The organism is Duganella sp. Leaf61 (assembly GCF_001421905.1).
Taxonomy (GTDB): domain Bacteria; phylum Pseudomonadota; class Gammaproteobacteria; order Burkholderiales; family Burkholderiaceae_D; genus Rugamonas; species Rugamonas zoogloeoides.
This window is the reverse complement of record NZ_LMLM01000012.1, coordinates 392,881-408,228: the sequence shown is the minus strand read 5'-3', so window position 1 is coordinate 408,228 and position 15,348 is coordinate 392,881. Positions and strand designations below refer to the sequence as shown.

General features: G+C 62.5%; 16 protein-coding genes. 11 read left to right on the top strand and 5 right to left on the bottom strand.

The window, feature by feature from the left end:
- Positions 1–43 precede the first annotated feature (43 nt).
- The 4 genes from ASF04_RS10850 (at position 44) to ASF04_RS10835 (ending at position 5,590) form a co-directional block, all read left to right on the top strand.
- Positions 44–1,681, top strand: a complete 1,638-nt coding sequence (locus ASF04_RS10850; protein WP_056141050.1) for an alpha-glucosidase — start codon at positions 44–46, stop codon at positions 1,679–1,681.
- Between the two features lie 80 nt (positions 1,682–1,761).
- Complete coding sequence (locus ASF04_RS10845; RefSeq protein WP_056141048.1) at positions 1,762–3,633, top strand: glucokinase; 1,872 nt, start codon at positions 1,762–1,764, stop codon at positions 3,631–3,633.
- A gap of 170 nt (positions 3,634–3,803) precedes the next feature.
- Positions 3,804–4,337: a PadR family transcriptional regulator gene (locus ASF04_RS10840; RefSeq protein ID WP_019922993.1), complete on the top strand. Its 534-nt coding sequence runs from the start codon at positions 3,804–3,806 to the stop codon at positions 4,335–4,337.
- Positions 4,334–5,590, top strand: a complete 1,257-nt coding sequence (locus ASF04_RS10835) for an MFS transporter (protein WP_056141046.1) — start codon at positions 4,334–4,336, stop codon at positions 5,588–5,590. The genes ASF04_RS10840 and ASF04_RS10835 overlap by 4 nt, the downstream gene beginning before the upstream one ends.
- 11 nt (positions 5,591–5,601) lie before the next feature.
- On the opposite strand, the gene ASF04_RS28590 is transcribed toward ASF04_RS10835, so the two are convergent.
- Positions 5,602–6,168, bottom strand: coding sequence for a hypothetical protein (locus tag ASF04_RS28590; protein ID WP_304438335.1), 567 nt, complete (start codon positions 6,166–6,168; stop codon positions 5,602–5,604).
- A 194-nt stretch (positions 6,169–6,362) separates the two neighbouring features.
- On the opposite strand from ASF04_RS28590, the gene ASF04_RS10825 reads away from it, so the two are divergent.
- From ASF04_RS10825 to ASF04_RS10795, 7 genes are all read left to right on the top strand, one after another.
- Positions 6,363–7,259: a 2-dehydro-3-deoxygalactonokinase gene (locus ASF04_RS10825; RefSeq protein ID WP_056141044.1), complete on the top strand. Its 897-nt coding sequence runs from the start codon at positions 6,363–6,365 to the stop codon at positions 7,257–7,259.
- A gap of 2 nt (positions 7,260–7,261) precedes the next feature.
- A complete protein-coding gene (locus tag ASF04_RS10820; RefSeq protein ID WP_056141042.1) occupies positions 7,262–7,882 on the top strand; it encodes a 2-dehydro-3-deoxy-6-phosphogalactonate aldolase in 621 nt (206 codons plus the stop codon).
- Positions 7,883–8,038: 156 nt separating this feature from the next.
- Complete coding sequence (locus tag ASF04_RS10815; protein WP_056141039.1) at positions 8,039–8,920, top strand: SMP-30/gluconolactonase/LRE family protein; 882 nt, start codon at positions 8,039–8,041, stop codon at positions 8,918–8,920.
- A 140-nt stretch (positions 8,921–9,060) separates the two neighbouring features.
- Complete coding sequence (locus ASF04_RS10810; protein WP_056141038.1) at positions 9,061–10,044, top strand: glycosyl hydrolase 53 family protein; 984 nt, start codon at positions 9,061–9,063, stop codon at positions 10,042–10,044.
- 62 nt (positions 10,045–10,106) lie between these two features.
- Entirely contained in the window at positions 10,107–10,532 is a 426-nt protein-coding gene (locus tag ASF04_RS10805; protein WP_056141951.1) for a hypothetical protein, read from the top strand.
- 137 nt (positions 10,533–10,669) lie between these two features.
- Positions 10,670–10,891, top strand: coding sequence for a hypothetical protein (locus ASF04_RS27445; RefSeq protein WP_156368597.1), 222 nt, complete (start codon positions 10,670–10,672; stop codon positions 10,889–10,891).
- 88 nt (positions 10,892–10,979) lie between these two features.
- A complete protein-coding gene (locus ASF04_RS10795) occupies positions 10,980–11,333 on the top strand; it encodes a hypothetical protein (RefSeq protein ID WP_056141032.1) in 354 nt (117 codons plus the stop codon).
- Positions 11,334–11,414: 81 nt separating this feature from the next.
- Here the strand turns inward: ASF04_RS10795 and groL are convergent, their stop codons facing one another.
- From groL to dgoD, 4 genes are all read right to left on the bottom strand, one after another.
- On the bottom strand, positions 11,415–13,064 hold the full coding sequence (groL, locus tag ASF04_RS10790; RefSeq protein WP_019922981.1) for a chaperonin GroEL: 1,650 nt from the start codon (positions 13,062–13,064) through the stop codon (positions 11,415–11,417).
- Between the two features lie 58 nt (positions 13,065–13,122).
- The gene (groES, locus tag ASF04_RS10785) at positions 13,123–13,413 is read right to left on the bottom strand and encodes a co-chaperone GroES (RefSeq protein WP_026637491.1); all 291 of its coding nucleotides are present in this window, start codon (positions 13,411–13,413) and stop codon (positions 13,123–13,125) included.
- 327 nt (positions 13,414–13,740) lie between these two features.
- Positions 13,741–14,070, bottom strand: a complete 330-nt coding sequence (locus ASF04_RS10780; RefSeq protein WP_056141029.1) for a YnfA family protein — start codon at positions 14,068–14,070, stop codon at positions 13,741–13,743.
- Positions 14,071–14,153: 83 nt separating this feature from the next.
- Positions 14,154–15,302: a galactonate dehydratase gene (gene dgoD, locus ASF04_RS10775; protein ID WP_056141028.1), complete on the bottom strand. Its 1,149-nt coding sequence runs from the start codon at positions 15,300–15,302 to the stop codon at positions 14,154–14,156.
- Between the last annotated feature and the right edge of the window lie 46 nt (positions 15,303–15,348).

Sequence of the window (15,348 nt, the reverse complement as noted above, 5' to 3'; positions counted from 1 at the left end):
GTACAAATTCTTTTTCCTTGCCTAGCCAACCCCGGATTCTCTTATGACTCAGCAACTAACTCAAGTGTCGCCGCATGCCAAAGACTGGTATCGCGAGTCCATCATCTACCAGGTGTACCCACGCAGCTACTACGACACCAACGGCGATGGTATCGGCGACCTGCCGGGGATTACGGCAAAGCTGGACTATATCGCATCGCTGGGGGTGGACATCGTGTGGATTTCGCCTTTCTTCACGTCGCCGATGAAGGACTTCGGCTACGACATCGCCGATTACTGCGATGTCGATCCGATGTTCGGCACGCTGGCCGACTTCGACGCGCTGATCGCCCGCGCCCACAGCCTGGGCCTGAAAATCATGATCGACCAGGTGATGGCGCACACGGCGGAGGACCACCCGTGGTTCCGGGAAAGCCGCGCCAGCCGCGACAACCCCAAGGCCGACTGGTACGTGTGGAGCAATCCGAAGGACGACGGCAACCCGCCCAACAACTGGCTGTCGGTGTTCGGCGGCTCGTCGTGGCAGTGGGATACGCGCCGGCGTCAATACTATATGCATAATTTCCTGGCCAGCCAGCCGCAGCTCAATTTCCACAACCCGCAAGTGCAGCAGGCGCACCTGGACGCGCTGCGCTTCTGGCTCGAACGCGGCGTGGACGGCATCCGCCTCGACGCGTGCAACTACCACTTCCACGACCAGCAACTGCGCAGCAATCCGCCGGCCACCAACCGCGATTCGATCACCGTCACCGATGTAAACCCGTACGGCATGCAGGCGCACGACTACGACAAGACCCGCCCGGAAAACCTGCCGTTCCTGCAAAAGCTGCGCGCGCTGCTCGACGAATACCAGGCGATTTCGATCGGCGAAGTGGGCTCCGACGATTCGCTGGCCACCATGGCCGAATACACGGCCGGCGGCGACAAGCTGCACATGGCCTACAGCTTCAATCTGCTGGTCAATCACCTGTCGTCGCACTACATTCGCCAGCAGGTGGAGCAGTTCGAGGAACGGGTGAAAGGCGGCTGGGCGTCATGGTCGGTCGGTAACCACGACGTGCCGCGCGTGGCCTCGCGCTGGGGCGGCCCGGACGCGCCGCCGGCGTTTGCCAAGCTGGCGCTGGCGATGCAGCTGTCGCTCAAGGGCACGCCGTGCCTGTACCAGGGCGACGAACTGGCGTTTGCCGAAGCGGATGTGCCGTTCGAGCTGCTGCAAGACCCGTACGGCATCACGTTCTGGCCTGAGTTCAAGGGCCGCGATGGCTGCCGCACGCCGATGGCCTGGACCGGCGACGACCATGGCGGCTTCACCACCGGCGCGCCATGGCTGCCGGTCTCGCCGCAGCACCGCGAACGCGCGGCGGCCGTGCAGGAAAACGATCCGGCATCGACGCTGGCCTTTACCCGCGCCTTTATCGCCTGGCGCCGCACGCTGCCGCAACTGACGCGCGGCGCAATCAGCTTCTACGATGCGCCGGAACCGGTGCTGGCGCTGCGCCGCGATCTCGACGGCGAGCGCGGTGTGATTGCCGTGTTCAACCTCGGCGCGGAGCCGGTCAGTTTCAGCCTGCCGCAGGCGGCTGGCGCGCAGCAGCTGGAAGGCTACGGCTTGCCGGGGGCGATCGATAACGGCGTCGTGTCGCTGCCGGCGTTCGGTGCATGGTTCGGCTACGCGGCGTAAGCGCCGGTCGAATGCGGCGTTGACTTCTTGCTACGCACTATTTCGGGTATGCTTCCGCCAACTGCCTTGACTGAACCAACATGAAACAATCCGAAGTGGATCAAAAACTCAACCGCACGGCCTTTGCCGACGGCCCGCGCCTGCTGGCCGACATCGGCGCCACGCATGCGCGCTTCGCCTTGCAGACGGCGCCGGGCGAGTTCCGCGCCGTGCGCGTGCTCAAGTGCGATGACTATGCCGACATTGTGGCCATGCTGCGCTCGTACCTGGCCGACCACGCCGACATCACGCTCAACCACGCGGCGCTGGCCGTGGCCAACCCGGTCAGCGGCGACTACATCCGCATGACCAACCGCGACTGGGAATTCTCCACCGACGAAGTGCGCCGCGCCTTGGGCCTGCACACTTTATTGGTGGTCAACGACTTCACGGCGCTGGCGATGTCGCTGCCTGGTTTGAAGCCCGCAGACCTGATGCAGGTGGGCGGCGGCAAGCCGGCGCTCAACTCCGTGATCGGCGTGCTGGGGCCGGGCACCGGCCTCGGTGTGTCGGGCGTGATTCCGACCGTCGATGGTTTCGTCACGCTCGGTTCCGAAGGCGGCCACACCAACTTCGCGCCGGCCGACGAGCGCGAATATTCGATCCTGCAGTACGCCTGGCAAACCTGGTCGCATGTCTCGACCGAGCGCTTGATTTCGGGCCCCGGCATGGAAATCATCTACCGCGCGATCGCCAAGCGCAACGGCCGGCAAGTGCGCGACCTGACCTCGCAGGAGATCATGGCCGGCGCGCTCACCGATAAGGACCCGCTGTGCCTGGAGGTGCTCGAATGCTTCTGCGCCATGCTCGGCGGCGCTACCGCCAACCTGGCCGTCACCCTGGGCGCGTTTGGCGGCATGTTCATTGGCGGGGGCATCGTGCCGCGCATGGGCGAGTGGTTCGCGCAGTCGCCGTTCCGCTCGCGCTTCGAGGCGAAAGGGCGGTTTACCAGCTACCTGTCCGAGATTCCGACCTACGTGATCACCACGCCCAACCCGGCGTTTTACGGCGTGGCCACCATCCTGTCCGAACACCTGCGTGGCCGCAGCGGCGCCAATACGCTGATGGAGCGCGTGCGCCACTTGCAGCACGAGTTGACGCCGGCCGAACAGCGCGTGGCGCAGCTGGTGCTGGAACAACCGCGCCTGGTGCTTAACGAGCCGATCGCCGACATCGCGCGCTTGGCCGAAGTGAGCCAGCCGACCGTGATCCGTTTCTGCCGCTCGCTCGGTTTCCTCGGCCTGGCCGATTTTAAATTGAAGTTCGCCAGCAGCCTGACGGGCGCGATTCCCGTGCGTCACAGCCAGGTGCGGGTGAGCGACAGCACGCACGACCTCAGCGCCAAGGTGATCGATAATACGGTTTCCGCGATCCTGAAATTCCGCGACCAGCTCGACGTGCGCTCGATCGACAAGGCCATCGCGCTGGTGGCCAAGGCCAAGCGCGTGGAGTTTTACGCGATGGGCAATTCGCGCGTGGTGGCGCTGGACGGTCAGCACAAGTTCTTCCGCTTCCGCATTCCGACGTCGGCGTACGGCGACTCGCACTTGCTGAACCTGGCGGCCGAGCTGCTCAAGCCGGGCGACGTGGTGATCGCCATTTCCAACTCGGGCAAGCTGCCCGACCTGCTCGAGGCGGTCGATGTGGCGCGTGCGGCCGGCGCGGACGTGATTGCGATCACGGCCAGCAACTCGCCGCTGGCGAAAAAGGCCAGCGTGTGCCTGGCGGTCGATCACTCCGAGGACAGCACCACGTTCCTGTCGATGATCTCGCGCATCTTGCAGCTGCTGCTGATCGACATCCTGTCGGTGGGAATCTCGCTCGACGCCCAGCAGGGCAAGCTGGTCGTCGAACATAAAGCCAAGGGCGAGGCCGATGGCCGCCGGCTGCTGATTTCGCACCTGGACGGCTGACCGTCGTCCATCCCCCTTGGAAAAGGCAGACCAGCGCGGTCTGCCTTTTTTTCGCCTGTTACAAATTGCTGCTTGAAGTCTGACGTAAACAGGATAAGATATGTCTTACTAAGTTATATCTTAACTCGTTATGTCGTAACGAGGTTTTTCCACCTGACAAGGACATTGCCATGCTGACCAATCCACACCACCACTCCCATCGCCACCATGCTGCCCACGGCCATCACGGTCATGGCGGTGGCGGCGGCCGCGCGCGCGGCCCGAAAATGTTCGACGCCGGCGCCATGCGCTATATCGTGCTGCAACTGATCGCCGAAAAGCCGCGCCACGGCTACGAGATCATCAAGGAGCTCGAACAGCGTTCCGGCGGCGGCTACACCCCGAGCCCCGGCGCCATCTACCCGCTGTTGTCGATGCTGCTCGATATGGGTCATGTCTCCGCCTCGCCCGACGGCAACAAGAAGCTGCACACCATCACCCCGGAAGGCGAGGCGTTCCTGGCCGAGAACCGCCAGTTCGTCGATGCCATCGTGGCGCGCATGAGCGACCCGGCCGAGGCGCGCGACGACCTGCGCACCATCATGCACGAGCTCAAGCACGCGGTGATCGCCCAGGGCCAGGAAAACCATCCGACGCCCGCCAAGCTCGAGCAAATCCGCGCCATCCTGCGCCAGGCCACGGCCGACATCACGGCGCTGGCATGACCGCGGCTGGCTTATTGATCCCCGCGCCTGGTTCTGCACTGACCCCGGCGCGCGAGCGCCTGGTGCTGTGGCTGCTGGCGCTCACGCAGTTCACCGTGATCATGGATTTCATGGTCATGATGCCGCTCGCGCCGCAGCTGATGACGGCGTTTTCGATCACGCCGGCCGCCGTCTCGGGCGCGGTGTCGGCATATGCCTGGTGCGCCGGCTTGTCCGGCCTGCTGGCGGTCATGTATATCGACCGCTTCGACCGCAAGCAGCTGCTGCTGTGGATGTTTGCGCTGTTTACCTTGTCTAACCTGGCGTGCGCGCTGGCGCCCACGTTCGAGGTGCTGATCGCTTCGCGCGCATTCGCGGGCGTGACCGGTGGCGTGCTGGGCGCCATCATCATGGCCATCATCGGCGACCTGATTCCGGCCGACCGGCGCGGCGCCGCCACCGGCGTGGTGATGACCTCGTTCAGCATGGCGGCCGTGGCCGGCGTGCCCACCGGCGTGATGCTGGCCGCGCACTTCGGCTGGGCTTCGCCGTTTTATCTGCTGGTGGTGTTGTCGGTGCTGGTCTGGCTGCTGGCCGCGCGCGCGTTGCCGGCGATCGATGGTCACCTGGGCCACCCGGTGCCGCTCAAGGCGGTGCTGCCGAACCTGGTTGCGCTGTACCGGGTGCCCAACCACTTGCGGGCCTTCCTGCTGTCGTTCATGAACATGGCCACGGGCATGCTGGTGATTCCGTTTATTTCACCGGTCATGGTCAGCAATCTAGGCATCGCGCCGGCGGAGGTGACGTATGTGTACCTGGCCGGCGGCGTGGCCACGCTGTTTACCGCGCGCCGCATCGGCCGCTGGTCGGACCGGGTGGGGGCGCACAAGGTCTATCGCTACATGGCGCTGGCGTCGGCGGTGCCGATGTTGTTCGTCACCCATATGCCGGCCATGCCATTGATTGCCGTGATCCTGTTCTTTCCGTTCTTCATGACGGCGGTGTCGGGCCGGACGATCCCGTTGCAGGCCTTGATGACCACGGTGCCGGAACCGTCGCGTCGCGGCGGTTTTCTGTCGGCCAATTCGGCAATCCAGTCGATCGGCAGCGGCTCCGGCGCCCTGCTGGGCGGCATGACGCTGCACACGGACGCAGCCGGGCACATCATCGGCTACGGCCTCAATGGCTGGCTGGCGGCGGGATTGACGGTGCTGTCGGTATTGTGGGTGGGGAAGGTCAGGCGGGCGGCGGACTTGAGACCCGCCCTCCTATAAAATCAAACGCATCAGCCATCAACGCTGGTGCGTTTTTCCGGATGCTTTTCACGGCGCCAGCGCGCCAGGCTGATCACTTCATCGTTGGTGGCGTCTTCCACCAGTATCTCGTCGTCATTGGCTGAGACCAGGAAACTTTCCCACCGCAGCGCCGCGTCGGCGCTGTTTTCCACAAAGCTGAACTGGTAATAGGTTTTGCCGTTGAGCTTGCGCGGCGCCGGATCGTATTCGATCAGCGCGCCGTGCACTTTCCCGTTCGAGGTTTTCTCCAGCATGGTGGACCAGGCGCGCAGTTCCGGCAACGCCAGCAGGGCAGCCGAGGCCTGGTCCTTGGTGCGCGTGACTTTCGGTTCCGCCGGCGCGGCCGGTTCGACCGCTGCCGGTGGACGTGGCGCTGGCTTGGCGGCCGGCGGCGTTGCTGGTGGCGTGGGCAGGGGCTTGATCGGTGCGGGTTGCGCAGGGACGGCGGGAGCAGGCTCCGGTGTCGAATTGCTAACGTACACGCCGACGCCGATCAGGACGGCGATGACAGCACCGGCGGTGAACAGCAGGCGGGGCGGGAGAGACGGAGAAGCCATAATGAATAGACAAAACTATTTTATAGACGGACATACTAAACCAAAGGCAACCATCGGGCAACGTTTGCGGCTGGGCAAGCCAACAGGGTAACGCATAAGCCTATACAATTTTGGTATTACTCCTATCTGATATTTCATTGGCGGCATGACTGTCGATTCCGTAACATCTTGGCAGCATAGAAAAGGATTTCATAGTGGACAAGACCATACTCGGCGTTGACTGGGGTACCAGCAACCGGCGCGCCTACCTGATCGATCAACAAGCCAACTGCCTGGCCGAGTACGAGGATGACCAGGGCATGCTGGCCGTGGGCGGGCGCGAGCGCTTCGGCGCCTCGCTCGACAGCCTGCGCGCCGCCATGGGCATCGATGCCGCCGTCCCGGTCATCATGTCCGGCATGGTCGGCAGCGCCTCGGGCTGGCAGGAAGTGAACTACCTCGACGCCTCGGTGCCGCTGACCGAATTGCCGGCGCACCTGGCGCAGGTGAATGAAGCTCCCTGGTCGGCCAACTGCCACATCGTGCCCGGCTACGCGTACCGTCGCGGCCCGTCGGCCGACGTCATGCGCGGCGAGGAAACCCAGTTGCTCGGCGCCGTGGTGCTGGGCCAGCGCGACGGCTGGCTGGTGCTGCCGGGTACGCACAGCAAGTGGGTGCTGCTCAAGGACGGCGTGATCCAGTCGCTGTCCACGTACATGACCGGCGAACTGTTCGCCATGCTGTCCAAGGGCGGCACGCTGTCGTCCATGATGGGCGGCGATACCAGCGACGCCACCGGCTTCGCCGCCGGCCTCGACCAGGCTGGCGTGGGCGAACCGCTCTCGAACACCCTGTTCCGCGTGCGCGCCGGCGTGGTGTCGCGCAGCGCCCCGGTCGAGCAGGCCGCCGCGTTTGTCAGCGGCTTGCTGATCGGTGCCGAATTCGCTGCTGCCGCCCGCAGCCTGCCGGCTGGCGGCACCATCACTGTCATCGGCTCGCCAGCGCTGGCCAAGCGCTACGCCGTAGCCGCCCAGCACTTTGGCCTGCAATGCCAGGTGCTCGATCCACATCGCGTGTATTGCACTGCGATTTCCCAATTCATCAAGGGCTGAACATGACTATTTCCCATCCAACCACGCCACTGGTCGCCATCCTGCGCGGTCTGCAACCTGCCGAGGCGGTCGATGTCGCCAAGGTGCTGTACAACGCCGGTTTCCGCGCGCTGGAAGTGCCGCTGAATCGTCCGGGCGCGCTCGAGTGCATCGCCGCCATCGTCAAGCTCAACCTGCCGGATACCCTGGTCGGCGGCGGCACCATGCTCAGCGTGGCGCACGTGGAAGCCGTGTACGAAGCGGGCGGCCGCCTGCTGGTCTCGCCCAACTGCAACCCGGCCGCGATCCGTCGCGCCGCCGAACTGGGCATGTACTGCGCTCCCGGCGTGGCCACCCCGACCGAAGCGTTTGCCGCACTGGACGCCGGCGCCCATGCATTGAAACTGTTCCCGGCCGAGATGGTCGGCCACGGCGGCCTGAAAGCCATGCTCAGCGTGGTGCCGGCTGGCACGCCTATGTGGCCGGTGGGCGGCGTCACGCCCGAGACCATGGCAGGCTGGAAGAAAGCCGGCGCCACCGGTTTCGGCATCGGCGGCGCGCTGTTTACCCCGGGCGTATCGCTCGAAGAACTGGGTGAGCGCGCGGCGGCGTTCGTCAATGCCTGGCGCGCACTGGCTGCCTGATTTTTTAAAAAAAAAGGGAACCTCGAAAAACCGTAGCGAGCGGTTCGTTATCGTCGCGAGTAGCGGAAGCGTACGGAGGTACGCTGAGCAACGGAGCGGCGATAGCGGATCGCGCAGTAGGTTCTTCGAGATTCCCTAATTACGGAGACAAAAACGATGAGTAAGCATGAGGTGCAATGCCTGTGGGACCTGGGTGCGCAACTGGGCGAAGGCCCGCTGTGGGTGGCTGAAGAACAACGGCTGTATTTCGTTGACCTGAAAAGTAAGACGCTGCACGCGTTCGATACCGAGACCGGCAAGCGCCACGCCTGGGAAATGCCGGACTACGTCTGCTGGCTCATCGCCCGCGCCGACGGCGATGGCTTCATGGCCGGCCTGCGCCACGGCATCGCCCGCGTGTGGCTCGAACCTGAATTGCGTATCGAATACATCGCCCATCCGTTTGCCCCGGGCAGCGACCTGCGCCTGAACGACGCCAAGGTCGACAGCGCTGGCCGCATCTGGGCCGGCTCCATGCACAACACCGACTACGCGCAGGCGGTCGGTGCACTGTTCCTGCTCGACAAGGACTTGTCGCTGACGGTGGCCGATGCCGGCTACCACATCTGCAACGGCCCCACCTTCAGCCGCGACGGCGCTACCATGTTCCATACCGACAGCTTCGAAGGCCGCATCTATGCCTACCCGCTGGCGGCCGACGCCACCCTGGGCGAGCCGCGCGTGTGGCGCCAGTTCGCCGAAGGCGAAGGTTCGCCCGACGGCATGACAGTCGATAGCGAAGGCTGCGTGTGGGTAGCGCAGTGGGGCGGCGGCCGCGTGTGCCGCTATTCGCCGGACGGCGACCTGCTCGAGACGATCCGCGTGCCGGTGCGCAATCCTGCGTCGTGCACATTCGGCGGCCCGGACTTCAAGACGCTGTTCATCACCACCGCCAGCGAAGACAACACGCCCGAGCAACTGAAAGAATTCCCGCTCACGGGTGGCCTGTTCGCGGTGCGCGTGGATGTTGCCGGCATTCCGGCGGCACGCTTCGGCTAACGCTATCTGACGCGTCGCCGCTGCGGCGGCGCGTTCTTCCATGACCCGATTGTTGTGCCGCGCAAGGCGGCAGGGGGGAGGTGCGCACGGGTGGTTGGCAGTTCCGTTTTATCCAAAACAAAAAAGACACTGGAGATAACATGAATTTCAAGAAAATGCTTGCCGCGTTCTGCGGCATGGCGCTGACCTTGGCCGCCTCGACGGCCTCGGCACAAAGTTTCGCCAACGGCGCCGACGTGGGCTGGGTCAGCCAGCAGGAATCCGCCGGCTATGCGTTCTACAACAGCAGCGGCGTCAAGACCGACCCGTTCGTGCTGCTGAAAAATCTGAACATCAACGCCATCCGCCTGCGCGTGTGGGTCAAGCCTGGCTGGAACGACGGCGCCGACGTGCTGTACAAGGCCAAGCGCGCCGCAGCGCAAGGCCAGCGCATCATGATCGACTTCCACTACAGCGACAGCTGGGCCGACCCCGGCCAGCAAACCAAGCCGTCCGCGTGGGCCAACCATACCCTGGCGCAGCTGAACAACGACGTGTACAGCCATACCCAGGGCACGCTCAACTACCTGAAATCGAACGGCATCAACGTCGAGTGGGTGCAGGTCGGTAACGAGATCAACAGCGGCATGTTGTGGCCGGAAGGGAAGACCACCAGCTTCACCAACCTGGCCGGCCTGATCAACAGCGGCTACAACGCCACCAAGGCCGTGTTCCCGAACGCCAAGGTGATCCTGCACCTGGCCAACGGCTACGACAACGCAGTGTTCCGCTGGTTCTTCGATGGCGTCAAAGGCGCTGGCGCCAAGTGGGACGTGATCGGCATGTCGCACTATCCGCCGCCATCGGACTGGACCAACTACAACAACCGCATCTCGATCAACATGAAGGACATGGTGGCACGTTACGCCAAGCCGGTGATGGTGACCGAAGTGGGCATGGACTGGACGCAAGCTGCAACGTCCAAGGCCATGGTGGCCGACCTGCTGACCAAGACCAAGGCGCTGGGCGCCAACGGCCTGGGCGTGTTCTACTGGGAGCCACAGGCGTACCCGAGCTGGCAGGGCTATACGTTTGGCGCACTGGACGGCAGCGGTAAGTTCACCATCGCGCTCGATCCCTTCTGAGCATAATTGCAGGTTGGCGGGAATCAGGGGAGAATGCGTCGTTTGAACCTCCGAGACGCATGATGAAAAAAAATCCTCCCCGCTACCTGCACCTGGCGCCGGCAGACGAACTGCCGGTACTCGAAGCGCTCGATAACTTCAAGGCCGTGCTGGTGGTCGATGTGGACGTGCTGGAAACGGTACGCTGGGACATCAGCCGCTGGCTGGTCGACTCGGGCTGCAAGTACGCCATGGTATGGGGCAGGGATGCCGCGCAGTGGCAGGAGTCGATCGACGACGCTCACCTGGAAGCAACCAACTACGAAGACGTGGACGAAGCCGACCTGGTGATCACAACGTCGCACGAAGACGACGACCTTTCCGAAGCATTCTGGTTTGCCCAGCACCGCGCCAGCCACCCGGCGCACGAGCTGCACGACACCCTGATCATGCACATCGCCGACGCGCCGCGCCGCGAGGAAATCGAGGACGAGTTCCACGACGCTTGACGTCCCGCTAACACCATTGACCGGGATCAGCCGTCAGGGTCTGCGCCGGTTTCGATGCCCGTTCCAAGTTGAGTTCATATAACCTGGTACCGCCGAGCTCCAATCCTCGCGAGATTTACTGGAACCTGCGGCGCGACGTGGACGGTCGTGACCGGCATTCGATCAAGGTAGCGGAAATCCGGCGCGGCATTCAAAAGGGTGCAGCCCTTAATCTGAAAGCGGGTAATATCGACAATATGCAGTATCGGGAAATCCTCGACATTGTCAAACAGTCCCAGTTGCAAGATTTTGCACCGCTGATGTTCGTCATACCGCACCACAACGTAGCACCTTGCTGGCGTCTGTGCCAGTCAAGCTGAGAGCCCATCCGTTTTCTGAGGAATATATCATCAGAAGTCTGCCCCGGGATCTCTTTGATGCCTTTGAGCTTTAAGCCGGAGACCTGTCATGAATATCTTAGCCTACCTCGAACCAGTTCCTTTTCATACCGCCAACGAAGCGCTGTTCTACTGTTATCGCGCCTTCGACCAGCTGGCCTGGCCCCAGGAAATGCGCGGCGGTTTTTTCCACGATGCGCCCGGTTGCGAGCCTGCCCCCGAGAGCCGCGCGCTCACGCTGGCCATCCTGGCCGGCATCGCCGAACAGGAGCAATGTCCGCTCGATCAGCTCGGCGCCAATACGCTAGGCGCGTACGCGCGCGCGCTAGGCGAAGTGGGTGACGTTCTTACGGCCCGTCTGCCCGGACTTGACGCCGAGCGCGGCGATGCGTTGCTGCGCCAACTGCGCGCCGACGTACACTAATCGCCAGACGTCAAAAAGCCCGCGCAGGCTTGATGCTTGCGCGGGCTTTTTTTATCGGCCGATGTTTTGGCCGATTGGCAATTACATCATGCCGTCCATACCACCCATACCGCCCATGCCACCCATACCGCCCATGCCGCCAGCTGCCTTGTCGTCAGCCGATTCAGCGATCATGCAGTCGGTGGTCAGCATCAGGCCAGCGATCGAGGCTGCGTTTTGCAGTGCCGAACGGGTGACTTTTGCTGGATCCAGAACACCCATTTCGACCATGTCGCCGTAGGTACCGTTGGCGGCGTTGTAGCCGTAGTTGCCGGTGCCGGCCAGAACCGCTGCCACAACGACCGAAGCTTCTTCACCGGCGTTTTGCACGATCATGCGCAGTGGCTCTTCCATCGCGCGCAGCACGATCTTGATACCTGCGTCCTGGTCTGGGTTGTCGCCTTTCAGGCCAGCAACTTGAGCACGGGCGCGCAGCAGGGCAACGCCGCCGCCAGCCACGATGCCTTCTTCCACGGCAGCGCGGGTAGCGTGCAGTGCATCTTCAACGCGGGCTTTTTTCTCTTTCATTTCGACTTCGGTGGCAGCGCCAACCTTGATCACGGCAACACCGCCGGCCAGCTTGGCCACGCGCTCTTGCAGTTTTTCACGGTCGTAGTCCGAGGTCGCTTCTTCGATCTGTACGCGGATTTGCTTGACGCGGCCTTCGATCGCAGCGGCCTGGCCAGCACCGTCGATAACGATGGTGTTTTCCTTGCCGACTTCGATACGCTTGGCTTGGCCCAGCTCTTCCAGGGTGATTTTTTCCAGGGTCAGGCCGACTTCTTCAGCAACAACCTGGCCGCCGGTCAGGATGGCGATGTCTTCCAGCATGGCTTTACGACGGTCGCCGAAGCCTGGAGCTTTCACAGCAACGGTTTTCAGGATGCCGCGGATGTTGTTCACCACCAGGGTGGCCAGTGCTTCGCCTTCGATGTCTTCTGCGATGATCAGCAGTGGACGGCCGGCTTTGGCAACTTGTTCCAGTACGGGCAGCAGGTCACGGATGTTCGAGATTTTTTTGTCGCACAGCAGGACGAACGGGCTTTCCAGGGCAGCAACCTGCTTTTCCTGGTTGTTGATGAAGTACGGCGACAGGTAGCCGCGGTCGAACTGCATACCTTCAACGATGTCCAGCTCGTCGTTCAGCGATTTGCCGTCTTCCACGGTGATCACGCCTTCTTTGCCGACTTTTTCCATCGCTTCAGCGATGCGCTCGCCGATCGACGAATCCGAGTTGGCCGAGATCGCGCCAACTTGGGCGATTTCTTTGGTGGTGGTGGTTGGCTTGGCGATTTTTTTCAGTTCTTCGACGGTGGCAGCAACTGCCTTGTCGATACCGCGTTTCAGGTCCATCGGGTTCATGCCGGCGGCAACGAACTTCATGCCTTCGCGCACGATAGCCTGGGCCAGCACGGTTGCGGTGGTGGTACCGTCGCCGGCGTTGTCGCTGGTGCGGGAAGCGACTTCCTTGACCATTTGCGCGCCCATGTTTTGCAGCTTGTCTTTCAGTTCGACTTCTTTGGCAACCGATACGCCGTCCTTGGTGACGGTAGGGGCGCCGAACGAGCGCTCCAGTACCACGTTACGGCCTTTAGGGCCCAGGGTTACTTTAACGGCGTTGGCCAGAATGTTGACGCCTTCAACCATTTTGGCGCGCGCTGCGTCGCCGAAGATTACTTCTTTAGCTGCCATGTTTTTTACTCCAGTAAGGTATTAAGTGGGAATCGTGGACCAGTGATTGCAAATGCAATTACTTGGTGACGATCGCCATGATGTCTTCTTCGCGCATGACCATCAGTTCCTGGCCGTCGATCTTGACGGTCTGGCCGGCGTATTTGCCGAACAGGACGCGGTCGCCTACTTTGACATCCAGAGGACGCACTTTGCCGTCTTCCAGGATCTTGCCATTGCCAACGGCCAGGACTTCGCCTTGATCCGGTTTTTCAGCAGCCGCATCAGGGATGATCAGGCCGGATGCAGTCTTGGTTTCCTGGTCGAGACGTTTGACGATAACGCGATCGTTCAAAGGGCGAAGGTTCATACAAAACTCCTTAATTAACAATGGTACAGTTTGTTGCTGTTTCAATCACCTTACGGGGATTGCCGCAGCGGAAAGTGGGACAAGAGACTTTGTTAGCACTCTCTCATAACGAGTGCCAATTATAGGGACGACATCCCTGTATTTCAAGGCACAAGATTTGTGAAAGCGCAAAAAAGCAGCGTTGTGATGCATGAGAGGCAACAGATTCCGGCGATATCGGCTAAGAACCTATCCCGTCATCGCATGGCCCGCCATGCTTCTTCCTCGCGCCTTGCCCCCGCTACCGAGGCATCGCAATCCGCTGCCTCCTCCCTACCGGGATAGGTTCTAAGTCGAAGGCTGCAAGGCGATCACAGCCATGCCGGCCAGGGCCAGGCCAGCGCCGGCCATGTCGTATAGGGTGAGCGCCACGCCGTCCACCAGGCGCAGCCACAGCAGCGCAACGGCGATGTAGGCGCCGCCGTAAGCGGCGTAGGTGCGCGCCGCGCCGGTGGGATGCAAGGTCAGCAGCCAGGCAAACAGGGCCAGCGACAGGGCCGCCGGCAGCAGCAGCCATGGCGACTTGTCCTGGCGCAGGACCAGCCAAGGCAGGTAGCAGCCGACGATTTCGGCAATGGCGGTGATGAAGAAAAGGGCGGCGAGTTTGATGAAATCCATGCCGTCATGATACCGGGTGGGCGCAGCAGCGGGGCGCATAAAAAAAGCCGGCAATTACGCCGGCTTCGGTTACCACGATTGCATCACCACTCGGCGACGCTGCCATCCTTGTGGCGCCAGACCGGGTTGCGCCAGTCGCCGGCGTTCTTGCTGGCGGCGATCACGCGTTCTTCGTCCACTTCCACGCCCAGGCCAGGCTTGCGCAGCGGCGCGCAGTAGCCGTCGACGATTTTGAAGTCTTCCTTGTTGATCACGTAGTCGAGCAGCTCGCCGCCCTTGTTGTAGTGGATGCCCATGCTTTGCTCTTGCAGCACGGCGTTGTACGACACGAAGTCCACCGCCAGGCACGAAGCCAGGGCAACCGGACCGAGCGGGCAGTGCGGCGCCAGCGTGATGTCGTAGGCTTCGGCCATCGAGGCGATTTTCAGGCACTCGGTGATGCCGCCCGCGTGCGACAGGTCGGGCTGCACGATCGACAGGCCGCCGGCCGCGAACACGTTCTTGAACTCGAAGCGCGAGTACATGCGCTCGCCGGCTGCCAGCGGGATCGAGGTCATCTCGGCCAGGCGCGGATAGTATTCGGCCTGCTCGGCCAGGACCGGCTCTTCCACGAACAGCGGACGGAACTGCTCCAGTTCGCGCAGCAGGGTCTTGGCCATCGGCGCGGCCACGCGGCCGTGGAAGTCCAGGCCGAACTCGATGGTGTTGCCGAACGCTTCGCGGATTTCCGCCACGCGGCGCACCGCTTCATCGACCGCTGCCGACGTATCGAGCATGCCCAGTTCTTCGGTGCCGTTCATCTTGAAGGTGTCGAAGCCGCCTTCCTTGAGTTTGCTGATCTGTTCGATGATGTCGGCAGGACGGTCGCCGCCCACCCAGCTGTACATCTTCATGCGGTCGCGCACCAGGCCGCCCAGCAGTTCGTACACGGGCTGGCCCAGGACCTTGCCCTTGATGTCCCACAGCGCCTGGTCGATGCCGGCGATCGCGCTCATCAGGATGGCGCCGCCACGGTAGAAGCCGGCGCGGTACATGGTTTGCCACAGGTCGTTGATGCGCGACGGGTCCTGGCCGATCAAATACGGTTCCATTTCCTGGACGGCCGTTTCCACGGTGCGGGCGCGGCCTTCGATGACCGGTTCGCCCCAGCCGACTACGCCTTCATCGGTTTCGATTTTCAGCAGCATCCAGCGCGGTGGAACACGGTAGGTCGTCAGTTTGGTGATTTTCATAGGGGTGATGAATGAGAGTAAGTTCAATGAACAGCACACAGTCTAA

Excerpts from the sequence above, each read along its gene's own strand:
- ASF04_RS10845 (WP_056141048.1), top strand. The coding sequence starts at position 1,762 with ATGAAACAATCCGAAGTGGATCAAAAACTCAACCGCACGGCCTTTGCC.
- ASF04_RS10850 (WP_056141050.1), top strand. The coding sequence starts at position 44 with ATGACTCAGCAACTAACTCAAGTGTCGCCGCATGCCAAAGACTGGTAT.
- ASF04_RS10835 (WP_056141046.1), top strand. The coding sequence starts at position 4,334 with ATGACCGCGGCTGGCTTATTGATCCCCGCGCCTGGTTCTGCACTGACC.
- ASF04_RS10780 (WP_056141029.1), bottom strand. The coding sequence starts at position 14,070 with ATGGATTTCATCAAACTCGCCGCCCTTTTCTTCATCACCGCCATTGCC.
- groES (WP_026637491.1), bottom strand. The coding sequence starts at position 13,413 with ATGAACCTTCGCCCTTTGAACGATCGCGTTATCGTCAAACGTCTCGAC.
- dgoD (WP_056141028.1), bottom strand. The coding sequence starts at position 15,302 with ATGAAAATCACCAAACTGACGACCTACCGTGTTCCACCGCGCTGGATG.
- groL (WP_019922981.1), bottom strand. The coding sequence starts at position 13,064 with ATGGCAGCTAAAGAAGTAATCTTCGGCGACGCAGCGCGCGCCAAAATG.
- ASF04_RS28590 (WP_304438335.1), bottom strand. The coding sequence starts at position 6,168 with ATGGCTTCTCCGTCTCTCCCGCCCCGCCTGCTGTTCACCGCCGGTGCT.
- ASF04_RS10820 (WP_056141042.1), top strand. The coding sequence starts at position 7,262 with ATGACTATTTCCCATCCAACCACGCCACTGGTCGCCATCCTGCGCGGT.
- ASF04_RS10815 (WP_056141039.1), top strand. The coding sequence starts at position 8,039 with ATGAGTAAGCATGAGGTGCAATGCCTGTGGGACCTGGGTGCGCAACTG.
- ASF04_RS10795 (WP_056141032.1), top strand. The coding sequence starts at position 10,980 with ATGAATATCTTAGCCTACCTCGAACCAGTTCCTTTTCATACCGCCAAC.
- ASF04_RS10805 (WP_056141951.1), top strand. The coding sequence starts at position 10,107 with ATGAAAAAAAATCCTCCCCGCTACCTGCACCTGGCGCCGGCAGACGAA.
- ASF04_RS10840 (WP_019922993.1), top strand. The coding sequence starts at position 3,804 with ATGCTGACCAATCCACACCACCACTCCCATCGCCACCATGCTGCCCAC.
- ASF04_RS10810 (WP_056141038.1), top strand. The coding sequence starts at position 9,061 with ATGAATTTCAAGAAAATGCTTGCCGCGTTCTGCGGCATGGCGCTGACC.